This window comes from Kordiimonas sp. SCSIO 12610, from assembly GCF_024398015.1.
In the GTDB taxonomy this organism is placed as follows: Bacteria; Pseudomonadota; Alphaproteobacteria; order Sphingomonadales; family Kordiimonadaceae; genus CANLMI01.
Genome location: NZ_CP073747.1, coordinates 2,603,195 through 2,619,125 on the forward strand (window position 1 = coordinate 2,603,195; position 15,931 = coordinate 2,619,125).

Consider the following 15,931-nt stretch of genomic DNA (forward strand, 5'->3'; position numbering starts at 1 on the left):
TTTGCCTGATCCGTAGTATCAAAACAGAACTGCATTTGGTCCTTTATTAGCAGATTTATTAGCCTTGAACAGGGGGTATTCACAGTCTATGTTCATATCAAAGTGATTTAATTATAATTTACACGAATTTTATACGGGCTAACAGCAATGTCACAGGAATTTTCAGGCGGATGTTACTGCGGAAACATCACAATCGTTTTTAAGACAGAGCAAGACGCCTCTGATTTGACGCCCCGTGAATGCGACTGTGGTTTTTGCCGCCGTAACGGCGCCGAATGGGTGTCAGACCCACAGGGTCGAATTGATATCGCCGTTATGAACGAAGCTGCGCTTTCGCTTTACGAGCAAGGAAGCAAATTAGCAAGGTTCTGGATATGCCAGCGCTGCGGTACAACGACTGCCGTTACAGCCGAGATTAACGGTAAACTACACGGCGCCGTAAATGCAAATTGCCTTGAGGGTGCTGAAAAACTCGGGCAAAGCGAGCGTGCTTCGCCGAAAACACTAAGTGATTATGAAAAACGCATCCGCTGGGAAGACTTATGGACGTCTGAAACAGTCGTCAAAGAAGCCTGGGATGTAGGATTATAATCCGTCAATGAAACACAAAATGCGATTATTTTTTATTTCGTCAGCTTGCATATTAGCAGCCCTTCCTGCACAAGCACAAAATTGCCAAGAAGTTCCAGACCAAACAATCAAGGCTACGATAAACAAATCTTTCACGGACTTAGCGGGCGCCGTGAAGTCGTTGGACAGTGATAAATATTTTAGCTTTTTTGATAAAGATCGATATACAGCTCTAAATTCCGATGGAACCGTCACCCACTCGTTTGATGTATTTCAAAATAGTTTTAATCAACAATTTCAATACATCAAAGCCTACAATGAACTAAATTTTCAAAACGTAAAAATTACCGTCCTCGACTGCAAAACAGCTGTTCTTGTTAACGAATACTCAGCAAAAATTACACTGCAATCAAACCAAAGCATCACTGCTGAAGGCGCAGGGACACAAATCTGGTCAAAAGCGAAGGGTGATTGGAAATTGGTCCATGTCGCAAGCAGTCAAAAACCTGCTAAATAATCGGAACCTACAACTTTTATTGACAAACAACCAATTTCTCAGACAAGCCAGCGCCTGTTACAGCACGGTTCCTATCCAACCCACCAATCGTCCACCAATTGCCATCAACCTGAACCATACCACGATGGTCCATGGAAGGAATTGGGCGATCATTCAGTAATAGCCAGTTATTACGCTCAAAGCTCCAGGCATACATATGCTCGCTCGCTTCAGCAGGCTTACCATTGTAGCCAATACCATTATAATTATACGCGGTTGGCGTGCCGCCCATAAAAATAACCTGATTGCGTGCCGTGTCGCCTGCGCCCGCCATACGATAGTGCCCTCTTCCCGGCAATTGTGGTAGCTTTCGGTATGTGATGATCGCAGGATCATTTTGATCAATCGTTCCCAACCAGCCTTCGTTTACAGTATCGAAAACTCGCCGTCCGTTATCATCCTTACCGACAACTGCAACACCATCTGCTATTATAAACTGGTTCCTTACAATACCACCAGCGTGACCGAAAACTGGGGTACCAGGATAATCGGTAGCGCGAAACCAACTATCTGTTTTTGTGTCATAAACCTGAACTTGCGAAACATTACCGGTATCATGCCAACCAGACACAAGATAAATATAACGATTCTGATAAACGAATGTGACCATATCATCGACAGGCGTTGGCATATCCGAAAGTCTGGTATAGGTCTGGCCTACCGGATCAAATGAAAATACCTCAGGTGTTGAAAACTCACTACCATCCTCGGCAACTGTATACCCTCCAAAAAGATATATCTTATCAGCAACCGCCTCTGCACTTGCAGCCAAACGCCCTTCCTGAACAGGGATATCCGGCATTTTCTTCCAAGTTCGATTACCTTCAATAAACATATAAGCTGACTTTGAGGTATCTCGCCAAGTTTTGCCCTCCCTGAGACCCGCAAACGACACGACATAGAGCTTGTCATTAATGGTCAGCGACGCGACAGCATTATTCGCATGCGGTTCCGGTAGGGGCGGCAGGCAAGTTTCCATCCCAGACGCCAATTTTGAAACCATCAGTGTTCCAATTAAAGCACCAAGCAATTTTATCTTCATTATCTATATCCAACAGAGGTAATTGGCATTCACACCGGCCATGTTATAATAAAATTCGTGGCGCTGTCGATGGAGTTTAAAAATGAGATTTTTTCTATCCCTTATTATCATGCTGGGTTTTCTTGGCGCTCACAAAACCATTGCTACACCGATTGCTCAAGAAAAGACACCACCGATAAGTCTAGAGGCCTTGTTAAAATCTGATATCCAGTCGGTTGCCGACCATGAGGTATTAATTTCACGCGTAACGATGCAGCCGCATCAAACGTTGCCGAGACATACCCACCCAACAGAAGAATATCTTTACGTTCTATCGGGAAAAACAATATTGAAGCTTGATGGGGATAAAAACATCGAGTTAATAGCAGGCACCGCATACAAAATACCTGCGAAAACAATCCATAGTGCATTAACAACAGACGAGATAACGGAAATTATCGTCTTTCGCGTACATACCAAAGGGAAACCCGTCAGAACACTCGTGGATTAAAACTAATTATTCAAACTTTCCTTGAGCTCTTCCAACTCAAGCCAGCGAAGTTCCTTTGCATCTAACTCGTCTCGTTTGGCCTCAATGTCTTTCGAAAGAGCATTAAAGTGTGCTGGATTTTTTGTATATAAATCTGGATCAGATAATTCTGCTTCCATATCTGATATTTTCATAGATAGCGCCTCCACCTCAGCAGGTAAGCTATCTAATTCGCGCTGGTCTTTATACGAGAGCTTATTACTTTTCTTTTTTATAGCTTTGGCAATGGACGTGACATTGGACACCTGTGCTTTCTTAGCCGTAGTATCAACAATTTTGCCCCGTTCGCCTGCCTTCTTCTGTGTTTTATAATCGCTATATCCACCAGCATATTCTATGGCAGACCCATCCCCTTCCATAACAATCGAACTTGTTACCACTCGGTCCAGAAAGTCACGGTCGTGCGAGACGAGAAGAATAGTTCCCTGATAATCGGCCAATACTTCCTGCAATAGATCAAGCGTATCCATATCAAGATCGTTAGTGGGCTCATCCAAAATCAGGAAGTTAGAGGGTTTGGCAAAATTGGCGGCAAGCAACAGTCGATTTCGCTCTCCGCCTGACAAAGCTGAAACAGGTGTATTGGCCTGACTTGCATCAAACAGGAAATCCTTCATGTAGCTTCTGACATGCTTACGCTCACCGTTGATTTCGACCCAATCACTGCCACCGGCCAGAACCTCAGATACCGTCATCGTCTCTTTCAAATCAGATCGACTTTGATCGATAGAGAGAATATCAAGATTGGTTCCAAGCTTCACAGTACCGGTGTCGGGCTCTATAACACCCGTTAATGCTTTCAAAAGGGTAGACTTCCCAACACCGTTTGGACCAATGATGCCAATCCGGTCCCCACGTGCTATTTTCAAATCAAACTCTTTAAAGAGCGTGCGACCGTCGTAGGCCTTGGAAATATTTTTAGCTTCGATGACACGTGCACCAGACTTTCCGCCTTCTCCAACCGAAATAGAAACCGAACCTTTCACCTCTATCTGATTTGCACGCTCTTGCCGAAGTGCATACAGGCGGCGCAGACGTCCCTGGTTTCGGGTCCTCCGTGCGCTAATTCCTTCCACAGACCATCGTGTTTCTTCCTTAATCAGTTTATCAAGCTTCTTGGCCTGCATTTTCTCTTCTTCGAGCACTTCTTCCTGCCAGGCTTCAAAACGTTGAAACCCGTCATCTAGCCTACGCACCTGCCCCCGGTCCAACCACAGACATGCTTTGGTTAAACTTTCAAGGAACGCGCGATCATGACTGATTAGCATCATTGCCCCGCGCCAGTTCCTGAGATAATTCTCCAGCCATTCAATAATTGTAATATCAAGATGGTTTGTTGGTTCATCCAACAACAATAGGTCTGGTTCACCAATTAATGTTCTAGCGAGTGCTGCACGGCGGAGTTCGCCGCCAGATGCGCTTTCAGGGCTTGCGTCTGCTTTAATTGCCAAATCGTCCACCAAAACATCTACGCGGTAGGCTTGGTCCGCTTCATCCTCGGGCAATCCACCCAGAATATAGTCAAAAAGCGTTTTATACGCGGATGCATCAGGTTCTTGCGGTAAATACGCCACTTTGGCACCTGGCTTAACCCATCTTTCACCGTCGTCGGCTTCAATCAAGCCCGCAATGATTTTAAGCAGGGTAGATTTTCCTGTTCCATTACGGCCTAGCAGACACAGTCGGTCATTATCGCCAATATGCATCTCTAAATCGGATAAAATTGGATCCGCGCCCCAACTGAGGTTAATGTTTCTAAGGCTAAGGATTGGTGGCGCCATGCTTGGTATTCCATAGATATCAGACAAATATGTAGCCGCTTATAGTCACATACCACTAATTTGAGCAAGCTTTGTCATTCAGTTACAGGAATAGAGACTTGAAACCGATTGAAAATATTGCCATTTGATTATGAAACATATTCGGGAATTGGATGCATGACTGATCGAATGAACGCTTTCACAAATGAAACAATCATAACCGATGGCTTGCCAAGAGCAGAGGACGTGCCCATGAAACCTCTGTCCCCGTCTTATCCAACAATACAAATTATCATGACGCTCATCATGGCATCAGCCCCCACGCTAGTCGCGACGGTTCTATATCTGGTTGATGCTCCTGTTTTAATCACATACTATGTTCAATGGATATATATAGGCGCCGCTATCTTATTGATTGCTGGTTATTTCTGGTGCCATCTAGACGCGAAACACCGCGGTTATGCTATTCGTGAACAGGATATCCTATACAAAAGTGGGGTTATATGGCGCACTGTAGTTGCCGTGCCCTTTAACAGATTACAACATGCAGAGCTTCATCGCGGCCCATTGGAACGGCTTTTTAATCTTTCCAGTTTGCGCCTATTTACGGCTGGTGGGTTGAAGGCAGATATGACTATTCCTGCCCTTCCCGAAACAGACGCTATCCGCGTTCGGGAATATGTCTTATCACGCGCCAGCTTAAGCGCCTGAGGCCAAGATGACCGAACATCATAGCCATAATACAGATCCTGTGTCAGACACGAAAAATAACAATAAACATCCAAGAAACTGGCAGCGATTGTCGCCTGTTGCCATCGCATATTTTGTGGTCACAACCATAAAACAAACGGCCCAACACGGCTGGCAGGCTCTGGCACCACTCTTTGTCCTAATAGCCTCAAAGGGTTTTGACTTATGGTGGTTCACGATTGCTGGTGCAGCGCTCGTGGCGGCGATAATAATTGTTGCTATTCTGAAATATCTCTATTTCCGCTTCAACATGACCGATACATCATTCCTAATCCGAAGTGGCGTCATCAGTAAAAAGCAACTTAATCTTAGTTTCGGGCGCATACAAAATATTGCGATCAAGCAACCCATATATTTCAGACCTTTTGGCTTAAGTGTTTTAACGCTGGAAAGCGCAGGCTCTTCCTCAGAGGAAGTCAATCTTGCAGGAATTCCAATCGAATTAGCGAACAGCGTTAAACACGATGTTATTCAAAAACAGACTAATATCCAACCGGATGATGGTACTGATAGCAATTATGCCGAGGCGTCCCAAAATAACGAAAAACCGATTGTTACGCAAGACATCAAAAGCCTGATAAAACACGGCGTATCAAACAACAATATCTGGATATTTGCAGGCCTCGCGGCCCCTATATTGAACCAGTTTGAAGATAACTGGGACTGGCTGGTAACACCGCAAATGCAAGCCGCCTATGAACGCGTTGAAGCACTCGGCCCTGTTGCTCTGATTGGATCAACAATAATATTGGCCTTTGCCGTTCTATGTATTCTTATGCTGATATCAGTCGCGGCGAGCATCCTAATTCATTACGATTATAAATTATTCCGCAACAATGGCCGTATCTCCAGGCAAAATGGCCTTTTGGAAAAACAACAAGCCAACATGGAAGAAAGTAAAATCCAACGACTGGTGATCAAGCAAAGTGCTATCGGGCGGTTAGTTGGTTGTTTCAACATTGTTTTCAAACAAATTGGCTTCATTAGAAATGCAGCACAGGGCGGGAAAAACTTCATTATCCCATCCCTGGATATTAAAGGATATAAATACGTTAGTGAACTACTCTATGATGGCTTGAATTGGAAAGAAATCAAAACGCTTCCGATAAACAGTATGTATACTCGCCGACTGATCTTAGTGGCTGCAATACCAATATTAATTGGTGCTGGTTTGCTATCAATTAAAGCGGGGGCATTTTCCTTCCTGCTCCTTTTGATACTTGCGCCATTAAGTTTGATCTTTACTCAAAAGAAGAAACGTTATCGCTATGCCTTACATGGTGAATATGCGATTATCCAATCTGGCTTTATTGGAAAGTCCATATCCGTATTCCCAATGTATAAAGTTCAAAATGTTCGTATACGCCAATCACCGGGCCAACGCCGTAAAGGTCTAGCAACCCTGAAAATTAATATTGCAGGCCAAACACTTACTATGCCATACATGCCGCTAAATGATGCCAATCACTGGCGGAATTTAATTCTGGCAAAGGTTGAGCAATCGACTAAACCATGGATGTGACGTAAAAATATCACATGATTTCGTAAAGGTACCAGTCCAATTATTTACTCTTGATAATTGAATTATACCATCATAAATCAGCACCTTCATTTTAACGATAGGGGGTGCATATGCACAAATTATTTATTTCTACTATTATTGCTATTTTCTCAATTTCTTCGCTCAGCAACGCACAGTCTGCTGATAAGCACTTTGAAGGTGCCTTCGTTGGTGCGGACATTGGTCTCGAAGATAGTGGCGATTTTTACTATGGCGGCGCTTTGGGATATCGTTTTCAAGGCGAAACAAATATTGTTTTTGGCGTTGAAGGGACATTTGGTGACCTGACGACATCAGCAACAGTCGGTAACATCTCCGAAAATATCGGCAACGTATGGTCAGCGACAGGCATCCTTGGGTTTGCGTTTGGTGACGAAAATCGTAACTTGGTGTCTATCAACGCTGGTTACGGCGAACTTGACATTACGCGCCGTACAAACGGTGCTGTTTCTGATAGCGCATCTTTCGGTGGTTTCCGAGGCAGCTTTGGTTACGAGCGCGCTTTCAAAGACAATCTAAGTGTACGTGTTCAGGGTACTTATCAAGATGTTGGTGATCTAGGCCAAGCCTATATCGGAACAGTTGGTGTGTTATTCAAATTCTAAGAAGCGCAAAATTAGCAATAAGAAAGGGGCTACCAGCCCCTTTCTTTATAAAGCGAATTTAATAACTAGGATCATACATCTGTTTTTCAATGGCTGCACGTATGTCATCCGGCCGTTCTGCATTTGCGTTACCAGTTTCGAAAGCTTCTTCGGCAACTGCAACTGCAATTTCCAGCGAGACCTGACGAATAATATTTAATGGCGGATAAAGCGCCCCGTGCGACAGATCTTCCTCACTGACCATGTTAGCAAGCGTTTTAGCAGCGATCATAAACATACTATCAGTTATTGTATTGGCCTCAGCCACAATAGCACCAAGCCCTACACCCGGGAAAATATAAGCATTATTACCTTGTCCAGGCTTGTATAGTTGGCCTTCATATTTAACAGGTGCAAACGGGCTTCCGCTTGAGAAAATAGCGAGGCCATTTGACCAGTCATAGGCCTGTTCTGCGGTACATTCAGCGCGTGATGTCGGATTTGAAAGCGCGAAAATTGCTGGTCTGTTGTTGATGCGTGTCATTGCACGGATGACATCCTCGGTGAACGTGCCCGGTGCACCTGTCGCACCAATCAATACATTTGGTCTGATCTTGTCTATTGCTTCAAGAAAGTCCATTTGCTCCATGTCATGTGCATACGGCAAATTATGAGGCAATAATTCGTTTGAACGTGATTTAACCAGTAGGCCATCTTTGTCCACGAACCATAACCGCTCTCGTGCTTCTTGATTTGATAACCCCTCAGCCTCTAAGGCAGAAACCATCAAATCACCAATCCCCGTTGCCGCAGAACCTGCACCCAAAAACATGATTTTCAAATCTTTGAAGGCTTTACCCGATACACGAGTTGACGCATACACGCCTGCTAAACTAACGGATGCCGTACCCTGGATATCATCATTGAAACAAAGAATACGATCTTTGTATTCCTCAAGAAGACTATATGCATTTGGTGTCAGGAAATCCTCAAACTGAATCATCGCTTTCGGATATTTATCAACAACCGCCGCTAATGTTTCTTCTACAAGGTCTTTATATTCATCGCCTTCAATGCGCCTCGCCGGGTAACCCAAGTAAAGAGGATCATTTAATAATTCTTCATTGTTGGTTCCGACATCCAACATAATCGGCAGACAGTGCATAGGGTTAATACCAGCGCATGCAACATAAAGCTGAAGCTTTCCAATTGGGATTCCCATACCGTTTGATCCAAGATCACCCAGCCCAAGGATACGCTGACCGTCCGTTATTACGACAACCCGCACATCGTTTCGCGGCCAATTATCAAGCATTTCTCTAATATGACCTTTATCTTCAGGGTTAACATAAAACCCTTTAGGACGACGGAAAATATGAGCAAACTCGCTACAAGCCTGCCCTACCGTAGGCGTGTAGATCAAGGGCATCACTTCTTCGATATTATCGATCACAGTGCGATAGAAAAGGCGCTCATTGCGTTCATGCAATGCCCCTAAATAGATGTATTTCTCAATATTGCTTTCTTTCCTGCGCATGTTTTCCAAAACACGGCTGGTCTGTATATCAATATTACACACCTGATACGGCAACAATCCACGAAGGCCATATTGATCACGTTCTTCTCGGGAAAACCCGGTCGATTTATTAAGCGGTGCGCTATACAAAAGGCTATAGCCTTTTCGTCCCTTGTTTCCGATCATTGCCTTATTTCCTTATTTTGGCGTTATTTATTTCATATAACAAAGATAGCAAGTTTAAACATCTTATTTTCGCCATACTTAGCAATGAAGTTCCCCAAAGTCTTAAAATATTCAAAATAGCAAACCAAGGGGGTTGATGTGTTTCAAAGGCAAGTTTTCAATATTGGAATAATACTGACAATATTTTTAGGCAGTTTTCATCTAAACGCACAAGAGACAAAGTCAAGCAACGAAGAAAAAAAGCATTTTTCTAAAATATATGTAGGCGCTGAAATTGGGTACTTAGATATAGACGAAGACAATGGAGTTTCAGCCGGAGCATTTATTGGCGGTCGTCACCAGAGGCGTGATGATATCGTTTTAGGTCTTGAGCTAGGCTTGAATGGAGTGCTTAAAGACGACACGGCAGGGGTTGTATCTATACTTGGAACAATCGGCATAGTGACAGGAGAGGATAAAAAAAGCTTAGTATATGTAGGTGCTGGATATGAAAGTGGATTAAGTCTTGAAAATGGAGACGGCTTCTTAGGTACGAATGAAGGTTTTAGTATTGTCAGTGGTTATGAACGAGCAATACACGATAACATATCCCTGAGAGTTCAAGGTAAATACATTAATTTAGGCTCAACTTTTGATGATATCGGTAATGACATTAGCCTGAATGGTTTTAGCCTCACAGCTGGTATTTCATTTAACTTTTAGAAAGTAATATACTATCATAAAAAAGGCGACCTTTTGGGCCGCCCTTTCCAATAAATTATCTAAATACCTTAGGCATAGAGTTGATCGCCAAGTGGCAGGCGTCTAATCCGCTTGCCACTGGCGGCAAAGACAGCGTTTGTAAAGGCTGGAGCAACAGGTGGAACACCCGGTTCACCAACACCGCCAGGAGGTGCGTCATTTTCGATGATAGCAACCTCAACATTAGGCACTTCATCTGTACGACAAACCTGATAGTCATCAAAGTTGCCCTGAACGATCGCACCGTCTTTCGCCGTAATTTCGCTATGCATCGCAAGCGATAAGCCAAAGACAACCGCGCCTTCCATCTGCGCTTTCACTCGGTCGGGATTCACAGCGAGGCCACAATCAACCGCCATCCACGCGTCCAGGACCTTCACTTCACCAGCATCAGAAACTTCAACTTCAATCGCGCTTGCAACATAACTTACAAAGCTACGATGAACACTGATACCAACGCCGCGGCCTTTTGGACGCTTGCGCTTGAAGTCGGCCATATCAGCAACTTTTGCCAACACGGCCTTCAGGCGCGCAGTATCAATCGGGAACTGCTCGAGCGTCTGTCCATAGTTGCCATATTGTGCACCATCATCCGCTGGATTGACATAGCGGTCACTACCGATCAACTCCATCCAGTAATCAACGGTATTAACACCTGCATTATGCGCGAGTTCATCAACAAAAGAACCAAGCGCAAATGCCTGCTGAATATTCGCAACTGATCGCATCCAGCCAATTCGCACTTGCTGCTTTGCTTCGCCGGCTTCAACACGTAAATTATCGATCTCAAATGGCATATCGGTCAAACCCAAGCCCATTTCGAACCCACCGGGCCCGACAGACGCAGGGTCAAACGTACCACCGATTGATGGATAAGCAGTTTTATGATGCCAAGCTTTTACCTTACCATTTTCATCAAGGCCTGCCTTCACACTTTGAGCTGTGATCGTGTGATAATATCCATGTTTAATATCATCTTCGCGCATCCAAACCACTTTAACAGGCTTTTTCATTTTGGTTGCAAGAAGCGCTGCCTCAACTGCAAAATCAGGCTTGGATTTACGGCCGAAGGCACCGCCTAATAGCGCTGCTTCAACATAAATATCTTCCGGTTTTTGCTGAACAAACGGTGCAACAGTGCTTTGAACGGATTGCGGGTCTTGGCAACTGGTCCAGATATGTAGCTTGCCGTCAATCCATTCTGCTGTGGCAGACATTGGTTCCATTGGCGCATGAGCCAGATGAGGGACAAAATAATCAGCTTCAAATGTTTTTGCCGCTTCCGAGATTGCTTTATCCACATCACCGCGGTTCAAATGATTAGTGCCGCCCTTTTTAACCGATTGCCATAATTCAGCTTCGTAGGCTTCTGTATCATAGCTACCGTTAACACCGCCCTCAAACTGAGCATTTAGCGCTTCAACACCTTTCTTCGCAGCCCAGGTGTTGGTTGCAACAACCGCGACACCGCCAAGTGGTTTAAAGAGCGCAGGAAACTCAAGGACAGGCATTTCAACAACATCAACAACCCCTGAAACAGCCATAGCAGCCGCTTTGTCATAGCTGGTAATTTTTCCGCCCACGGCCGGAGGACGAGTGGCAACAGCAAATAACATACCCTCGCGCTTGATATCCTGACCAAAATCAGCAGTACCAGTAACGATGCCTTTCATGTCGATAATCTGCTTTGGCTTACCAACATATTTCCAATCTGCTTTGGCCTTGAACACAAGGTCCGCATCCGCTGGAACTGAGAGTTTGCTTGCTGCTTCAACAAAATCTGCAAAATCAGCTGACGCACCAGAAACAGTATTAATGAGGCGATGATTTTTCACATCGACCTGTCCAACAGACACACCCCATTTATTCGCCGCAGCCTGCTGTAGCATCATACGTGCGCCAGCACCTGCGCGGCGGAAAGCATCATAAAATCTACGGATAGACGTTGAGCCGTCTGTATTTTGGTCGCCAAATTTCTTGTCGCCAAAAGCAGGGACAAAGTTCAAACGTTCCCAATCAGCATCAAGTTCATCTGCGATAATCATAGGAAGCCCTGTGCGGCTTCCCTGCCCCATCTCCACACGGTGAATGAAAATATTTACCGTTCCATCAGGGCTAATGCTTAGATAGGCTGAATTAACAAGATCATTGTCAGCGTTCGCGGCCTGCAATTCACTAAGCGGTCCATAAGGTATTACGTTTGCGGCTAGAACCAGACTTCCTGTTGCTACAGCACCCTTTAGGAAACCACGACGGGAATAGTCATTTTTCGATACATTATGAATACGGGTCATGTCTACGCCTCCTTCGCAACTTGGCGGATAGCATTTTTAATCCGTTGGTACGTACCGCAGCGACAAATATTGCCATACATCGCTTCTTCGATTTCCTGATCGGTTGGGCTTGGATTTTCGCTCAAGAGCGCTGCTGCCTGCATAATTTGACCAGCCTGACAATATCCACATTGGGGAACATCGTTATCAGACCATGCCTGTTGAAGCGCTGATAGCGTATCACCTTCGGCCATGCCTTCGATTGTTTTAACCTGAGCGCCTTCAACATCTTCCATCGGCGTTTGACAAGAACGAACAGCAACACCGTCCACATGGACCGTACAAGCACCGCATAAACCTGCGCCGCAACCAAATTTCGTACCTGTCATTCCTTCGATATCGCGCAAATACCAAAGAAGCGGCATTTCATTATCGCCGTCAAATTCAACGTTACGATCATTAACCTGAAATTTCATTATGTCTTCCCTTCGAGACCCCAATGGGCTGAGTCTTAATTTCCCATGTCGTACGATCATACATATTTTTAATGGGACAGGAAATCAACTTAAGATGATCTGACAGGTTTTTGAGACAAATTGGTCGCCAGCACATTCGCTGATCCAATTGGAAAGTTGTTTCATGATGCTTGCAAGTCTTAAAATCTAGGATTAGCGTTGAAAATCTATATTGACGATATTTGGGCTATTAAACGGGGTACTGGGCACATGAAAAAAAAGCTTATAGTTTTCGCAGGACTATTTTTTTTACTGATAATCGTATCGGCGATGACCTACACATGGTCCCCTCTTCCAAAGAACCCATCCTTTGAAACTTTAGCGCAGGCCTCCCAAAACTATGACGTTGAGATTTTACGGGATAATTGGGGTGTTCCGCATATATTTGGAGAACGCGATCAGGATACAGTCTTCGGCATGGGATACGTACAAGCCGAGGATGATTTTGAAACCGTTCAGGAAAGCCTCGCAGCAAGCCGAGGTGTTCTGGCACGGCACCGGGGGTTCGACGCTGCAACGATAGACTATATTGTAAACCTGTTCAGCGTTTGGGATATTATCAAAGAGCGATACGAAACAGATGTAACACCAGAAATCAAAGCACTTGCCGAAGCCTATGCCGCGGGGATTAACCTCTATGCTGCGGAACATCCTGACCAAGCGTGGGAGGGTTTATTTCCAATCACACCACAAGACCTAATCGCCGGCGGCATATTTCGAACGCCATTTTTTTACGGCTTAGACGGTGAGATTATGCCTTTGTTCGGCGATGAACGCGTTCAGGAAATCGCCCTTGACCCGAGTGAAAACCGCGTTGCCTATTCACCCGCAGCCCGAACCCTTGGGGAACGTGGTTCAAACGCGATGGCCGTTGCACCCAAAAGATCGGGCGACGGTAAAACACGCTTGGTTGTGAATTCGCATCAACCCTTTTCCGGGCCTGTTGCATGGTATGAAGCGCATCTCGTATCAGGCGAAGGATTGGATATCGCAGGCGGCACGTTCCCTGGAAGCATGTTTATTCTTCATGGGTTCAATCGCAATCTCGGATGGGCAAACACCGTCAACAAACCTGATCTTAGCGATATTTATGTCTTAACCCGAAATCCTGAAAATGATCAGGAATATCTTCTGGATGGAGAATGGGTACCCTTTACAAAAAAAACAGCAACAATTGATGTGAAACTGTTTGGGTCCTTTGCTTTTCCGGCAGAGCGCGAGATCCTGTTTAGCAAACATGGACCAGTGATTGAAAGCAAACATGGCACCTATGCCATCAGATACGCTGGCCAAGGTGAAATCAGGCAATTTGAACAATATTATCGTTACAACAAAGCAAAAAATCTGGAGGAATTCAAAGCCGCCCTTGCGATGCAGGCGCTTCCTAGCATCAATTATCTTTACGCTGACAAGGAAGGAAACATCGGGTTTATCCATAATGGCCAATATCCTGACCGCATCGAAGGCTGGGAATGGAGAAAATACCTCCCGGGTGACAGGTCCGATCTGATCTGGACCGATTACAAGCCCTTTGAGGAAGTGCCTCAAATTTTCAATCCGGCCTCCGGTTTCTTATATAACAGCAACAACACCCCGTTTTCTGCAACCGATGGCCCTGACAATCTGAAACCTGATCAGTTCTCTCCAACAATGGGGTTAGAAACCCATGAAACCAATCGTAGTCTGCGAACCCGCGAATTAAGCCAGAGTTATGCCGTAATTGATGAAGAAAGCCTTTTGGCGATCAAGTTTGACCTGAAATACGCTAAAAACTCTATCGCCGCCAAAGTCGTGAACGACCTCGTGGCTGAGGACTGGTCGTCAGATCCAGTAATGACTGAAGCCATAGACCATTTGAAAGCATGGGACCTGTCTACAGATATTGAAAACAAGCACGCTGCACTCGGTGTTCTTACAACGTTACCCAAAGTTACAGAATCTTATACGAGAACACCAGCACCAGACAATAAGACGGCCTTCAAAAACGCCGTTGATCTGCTGAAAACGAATTATGGAAAACTGGACCCGACGTGGGGAGAGGTTAATCGTATTATCAGAGGAAAAACCGATCTACCTGTGGACGGTGCCCCTGATATCCTACGTGCAATTTACCCGGAAACTATTCGTGAAGACGGAAAATTACATGCTTTTGCAGGTGATACCTATATTGCCATCGTCGAATGGGATAAAGAGGGCGAATTGAATGCGAAGGTTATTCATCAGTTTGGCAGCGCAACCAAAGACCAATCATCGATGCATTATGATGATCAGGTTCCTTTGTTTGCAGAAAAAAAATTCAGAAAAATGCTGATGGACCGCGCTGACATTGAAGCCAATCTGGAACGCGCCTATTCACCTGGCAAATAAACCCCTTACCTTCAAAGGCAAAAAAAAGGCCCAGTTGGGCCTTTTCCATATGCTTTTCTAATATATGTTAGTCGAGATACGCTGGAATTTGCGGCATCGCCTCAAAATCCTTAACTACATGTTGAATAACAACACGAGCATTCGTTTTTTGCGCCAATTTTTCAAAAGCTTCGATCGACATCCGTGTATCATCAGCGTTTGTATTGAAGCGAGGTACGGTCTTTAACTCTCGCGATTCCTGTAAATGGTACAAATCCCCTGTTAATAAAACCGTGCCTGTATTCGCAAGTTCCAGTTTCAAAACGGAATGCCCAGGTGTGTGGCCAACCATCGGAATGATTTCGACCGTTCCATCACCAAAAACATCATGTGGGGTATCGAACATAACCTTCTGTGAATTTTCAAGCTTATCATAGGCGGCAAACGACTGAGCGTTTGCACGCGACGCGTCACTGAACATCAACTCATATTCTTTTTCATGAACGATCCAAGTCGAGGCAGCATAATCGTTTAAATTAGCGGCATGGTCAAAATGTGAATGGGAAACAGATACATACTCAATGTCTTCTGGCTTAACACCAATATCCGCAAGCTGACCTTTAAGGGTTTTGGGGCGCTCCAAATGGAATGGGCCGTTGGTGACACCGCCCTTTTGCTCATGCAAGGCTTCAGGTAAGCCTGTATCCCATAATAAATCGCCCTTCGGATGCCTGATCAAATAACAGGCGTCAGCAGCAGAGTTTTTACGCCCCTTGAACGCACCGTTATCGGCAAAAAGATCAAGATCAAGCATTTCGATACGCCCGCAATCAAGTGTATATAGTTTAACTTTATCTTCTTCAGCAGATACAATGCCAGACGTCATCGCAGACAATAAGCATGTTGCACCGACAAGCACACTTTTTTTCATAATCAAAACTCCCTATAAGAATAGCATTTGATCGAGCTTACAAGATAACGGTTTAAATGCGTATCACTTTA

Annotated in this window: 14 protein-coding genes; 8 read left to right on the forward strand and 6 right to left on the reverse strand. The window is 44.8% G+C overall.

Features of this window, described 5'->3' with window-relative positions; genetic code table 11:
• The first annotated feature begins 147 nt into the window (after positions 1 to 147).
• Complete coding sequence (locus KFF44_RS12290; protein WP_255934602.1) at positions 148 to 591, forward strand: GFA family protein; 444 nt, start codon at positions 148 to 150, stop codon at positions 589 to 591.
• 19 nt (positions 592 to 610) lie between these two features.
• The gene (locus KFF44_RS12295) at positions 611 to 1,087 is read left to right on the forward strand and encodes a nuclear transport factor 2 family protein (RefSeq protein WP_255934603.1); all 477 of its coding nucleotides are present in this window, start codon (positions 611 to 613) and stop codon (positions 1,085 to 1,087) included.
• A 16-nt stretch (positions 1,088 to 1,103) separates the two neighbouring features.
• Here the strand turns inward: KFF44_RS12295 and KFF44_RS12300 are convergent, their stop codons facing one another.
• Positions 1,104 to 2,168 carry a kelch repeat-containing protein gene (locus tag KFF44_RS12300; RefSeq protein WP_255934604.1) on the reverse strand — a complete coding sequence of 355 codons (1,065 nt, stop codon included), beginning with the start codon at positions 2,166 to 2,168 and terminating at the stop codon, positions 1,104 to 1,106.
• Between the two features lie 82 nt (positions 2,169 to 2,250).
• On the opposite strand from KFF44_RS12300, the gene KFF44_RS12305 reads away from it, so the two are divergent.
• A complete protein-coding gene (locus KFF44_RS12305; protein WP_255934605.1) occupies positions 2,251 to 2,658 on the forward strand; it encodes a cupin domain-containing protein in 408 nt (135 codons plus the stop codon).
• A 2-nt stretch (positions 2,659 to 2,660) separates the two neighbouring features.
• On the opposite strand, the gene KFF44_RS12310 is transcribed toward KFF44_RS12305, so the two are convergent.
• Complete coding sequence (locus tag KFF44_RS12310) at positions 2,661 to 4,478, reverse strand: ATP-binding cassette domain-containing protein (RefSeq protein ID WP_255934606.1); 1,818 nt, start codon at positions 4,476 to 4,478, stop codon at positions 2,661 to 2,663.
• Positions 4,479 to 4,634: 156 nt separating this feature from the next.
• Here KFF44_RS12310 and KFF44_RS12315 point away from each other — a divergent pair, with 156 nt between their 5' ends.
• The 3 genes from KFF44_RS12315 to KFF44_RS12325 all read left to right on the forward strand — a co-directional run bounded on the left by KFF44_RS12315 (position 4,635) and on the right by KFF44_RS12325 (position 7,373).
• The gene (locus tag KFF44_RS12315) at positions 4,635 to 5,168 is read left to right on the forward strand and encodes a PH domain-containing protein (RefSeq protein WP_255934608.1); all 534 of its coding nucleotides are present in this window, start codon (positions 4,635 to 4,637) and stop codon (positions 5,166 to 5,168) included.
• Between the two features lie 7 nt (positions 5,169 to 5,175).
• On the forward strand, positions 5,176 to 6,729 hold the full coding sequence (locus KFF44_RS12320) for a PH domain-containing protein (protein ID WP_255934609.1): 1,554 nt from the start codon (positions 5,176 to 5,178) through the stop codon (positions 6,727 to 6,729).
• 110 nt (positions 6,730 to 6,839) lie between these two features.
• The gene (locus KFF44_RS12325) at positions 6,840 to 7,373 is read left to right on the forward strand and encodes an outer membrane protein (protein WP_255934612.1); all 534 of its coding nucleotides are present in this window, start codon (positions 6,840 to 6,842) and stop codon (positions 7,371 to 7,373) included.
• A gap of 58 nt (positions 7,374 to 7,431) precedes the next feature.
• On the opposite strand, the gene KFF44_RS12330 is transcribed toward KFF44_RS12325, so the two are convergent.
• Entirely contained in the window at positions 7,432 to 9,054 is a 1,623-nt protein-coding gene (locus KFF44_RS12330) for an NAD-dependent malic enzyme (RefSeq protein ID WP_255934614.1), read from the reverse strand.
• A gap of 138 nt (positions 9,055 to 9,192) precedes the next feature.
• On the opposite strand from KFF44_RS12330, the gene KFF44_RS12335 reads away from it, so the two are divergent.
• The gene (locus tag KFF44_RS12335; protein WP_255934616.1) at positions 9,193 to 9,756 is read left to right on the forward strand and encodes an outer membrane protein; all 564 of its coding nucleotides are present in this window, start codon (positions 9,193 to 9,195) and stop codon (positions 9,754 to 9,756) included.
• A 68-nt stretch (positions 9,757 to 9,824) separates the two neighbouring features.
• Here KFF44_RS12335 and KFF44_RS12340 read toward each other — a convergent pair whose 3' ends face one another.
• Entirely contained in the window at positions 9,825 to 12,089 is a 2,265-nt protein-coding gene (locus tag KFF44_RS12340; protein WP_255934619.1) for a xanthine dehydrogenase family protein molybdopterin-binding subunit, read from the reverse strand.
• Positions 12,090 to 12,091: 2 nt separating this feature from the next.
• On the reverse strand, positions 12,092 to 12,544 hold the full coding sequence (locus KFF44_RS12345; protein WP_255934622.1) for a (2Fe-2S)-binding protein: 453 nt from the start codon (positions 12,542 to 12,544) through the stop codon (positions 12,092 to 12,094).
• 249 nt (positions 12,545 to 12,793) lie between these two features.
• Between KFF44_RS12345 and KFF44_RS12350 the strand changes: the two genes are divergently transcribed.
• Entirely contained in the window at positions 12,794 to 14,950 is a 2,157-nt protein-coding gene (locus tag KFF44_RS12350; RefSeq protein ID WP_255934625.1) for an acylase, read from the forward strand.
• A gap of 67 nt (positions 14,951 to 15,017) precedes the next feature.
• Here the strand turns inward: KFF44_RS12350 and KFF44_RS12355 are convergent, their stop codons facing one another.
• Positions 15,018 to 15,860 carry an N-acyl homoserine lactonase family protein gene (locus tag KFF44_RS12355; protein ID WP_255934627.1) on the reverse strand — a complete coding sequence of 281 codons (843 nt, stop codon included), beginning with the start codon at positions 15,858 to 15,860 and terminating at the stop codon, positions 15,018 to 15,020.
• Positions 15,861 to 15,931 lie beyond the last annotated feature (71 nt).

Coding starts and splice junctions, on each gene's coding strand:
- KFF44_RS12320 (WP_255934609.1), top strand. CDS start 5,176: ATGACCGAACATCATAGCCATAATACAGATCCTGTGTCAGACACGAAA.
- KFF44_RS12295 (WP_255934603.1), top strand. CDS start 611: ATGCGATTATTTTTTATTTCGTCAGCTTGCATATTAGCAGCCCTTCCT.
- KFF44_RS12350 (WP_255934625.1), top strand. CDS start 12,794: ATGAAAAAAAAGCTTATAGTTTTCGCAGGACTATTTTTTTTACTGATA.
- KFF44_RS12305 (WP_255934605.1), top strand. CDS start 2,251: ATGAGATTTTTTCTATCCCTTATTATCATGCTGGGTTTTCTTGGCGCT.
- KFF44_RS12300 (WP_255934604.1), bottom strand. CDS start 2,168: ATGAAGATAAAATTGCTTGGTGCTTTAATTGGAACACTGATGGTTTCA.
- KFF44_RS12340 (WP_255934619.1), bottom strand. CDS start 12,089: ATGACCCGTATTCATAATGTATCGAAAAATGACTATTCCCGTCGTGGT.
- KFF44_RS12290 (WP_255934602.1), top strand. CDS start 148: ATGTCACAGGAATTTTCAGGCGGATGTTACTGCGGAAACATCACAATC.
- KFF44_RS12330 (WP_255934614.1), bottom strand. CDS start 9,054: ATGATCGGAAACAAGGGACGAAAAGGCTATAGCCTTTTGTATAGCGCA.
- KFF44_RS12355 (WP_255934627.1), bottom strand. CDS start 15,860: ATGAAAAAAAGTGTGCTTGTCGGTGCAACATGCTTATTGTCTGCGATG.
- KFF44_RS12315 (WP_255934608.1), top strand. CDS start 4,635: ATGACTGATCGAATGAACGCTTTCACAAATGAAACAATCATAACCGAT.
- KFF44_RS12310 (WP_255934606.1), bottom strand. CDS start 4,478: ATGGCGCCACCAATCCTTAGCCTTAGAAACATTAACCTCAGTTGGGGC.
- KFF44_RS12325 (WP_255934612.1), top strand. CDS start 6,840: ATGCACAAATTATTTATTTCTACTATTATTGCTATTTTCTCAATTTCT.
- KFF44_RS12345 (WP_255934622.1), bottom strand. CDS start 12,544: ATGAAATTTCAGGTTAATGATCGTAACGTTGAATTTGACGGCGATAAT.